Raw genomic sequence first — 1,470 nt, 5'->3', positions numbered from 1 at the left:
ATATTGGATAGCTATATAGAAGTGGGTTATATGATATTAACTATATAGGGTAAGTTTATTAATAGTTAGAATTAGGAATGATTAACCATATCATAAGTAAATGGGCTTATTAAATAACAACTTAAGCTAATGAGTTATATAGCTTAAGTTGTTTTTTTATTTAAAGAATACTTTAGCAATTTATGAACAGCATTATAAAAAGTTAAGTGATATATTAGAATTACCACGTGGGAAAAGGATGGTGATAATTTGAATTATAGTGATGCCATATCACGATGTATTGAGTTTATTGAGGAAAATATAAAAAGTGATTTAACTCCAGAAGTAATAGCGAGTAGCAGTGGATATTCTGTTTTTCATTTTTTAAGAGTATTTAATATTAATAAAGGAATGACTTTAATGGAGTATGTAAAGAAGAGAAGACTTTCATTAGCTGCTATTGATTTATTTAAAGGTGAGAGAATAATAGATATTGCACTTGATTATGGTTTTAAAACACATAATGGTTTTTCTAAAGCATTCAAAAAGGAATTTGGTTTTAATCCTAAACAATATGTGAAATGTATGGGAAATTATTTTAATAAAGAATCAAAATTAGAACTTGGAGGTTATATTATGAATCCTGTTATTATGAAAAAAGCAGCATTTAAGGTTGCTGGCTATGGTATTAAAACTAATATTACTAATAGTAATTATACTAAAGATATAGCTTCATTTTGGAGTAATTATGATGGCGAAAATTTAGAAAGTAAAATGTACAAAATATTAAATCCTCCAAGGCATGGTGAAGTTGGGATATGTGTTCCAGAAAGTGGAGTAAGTGGAGATGCATTATATTTACTTGGTGTTATAATTGATAATTTTGATAATGTTACTAATGATATGATAACAGTTGAAGTTCCAGAAGCAACTTATGCTGTTTTTACAACACTGCCAGTAGACACATCTAAGAATCAGGATAACAACGACTTTCCAGAGGCAATAAAGAATACTTGGAAATATATATTTGAAGAGTGGTTTAAAGATAGTGAATATGTTTTTGATGAAAGTAAATTTGATTTCGAATTTTATGATGAGAGATGTCATGGACGAAAAGATACTGTAATGGAAATTTATGTACCAATACAGAAAAGATAAATTACTGTTTTTATAATATAAGATAAAAAATGTAGAAGATAAAAATGTAGGGTATGAAAACATACGGAAAACATGTTTTGACACCCTACTATATAGTTCTAGTTGCTTCGGAACCCTGTAACATTAATTTATTATCACTTATAAGTAGTACATTTCTTCTTAAGAGAAGTTAAGTAATACAAGTAGTCTAGATTAATATATAAAATTATACTTTTGAGTTTGTACCATAATTACATAGAAAACATGTAGAATAATAAAATATAAAAAACTCATATGCAACCGTTATGGAGAATCGTAATATAAATAAGGTTAATAGTCTACTAGTGATAATAC

1 protein-coding gene is annotated in these 1,470 nt (G+C 26.9%); it reads left to right on the top strand.

Features of this window, described 5'->3' with window-relative positions:
• Positions 1-249 precede the first annotated feature (249 nt).
• Positions 250-1,137, top strand: a complete 888-nt coding sequence (locus E6248_RS15965; protein ID WP_316341753.1) for an AraC family transcriptional regulator — start codon at positions 250-252, stop codon at positions 1,135-1,137.
• Positions 1,138-1,470: the final 333 nt, after the last annotated feature.

Source organism: Clostridium sp., from assembly GCF_032552055.1.
GTDB lineage: Bacteria > Bacillota > Clostridia > Clostridiales > Clostridiaceae > Clostridium.
This window is presented reverse-complemented; position numbering and strand designations above follow the sequence as displayed.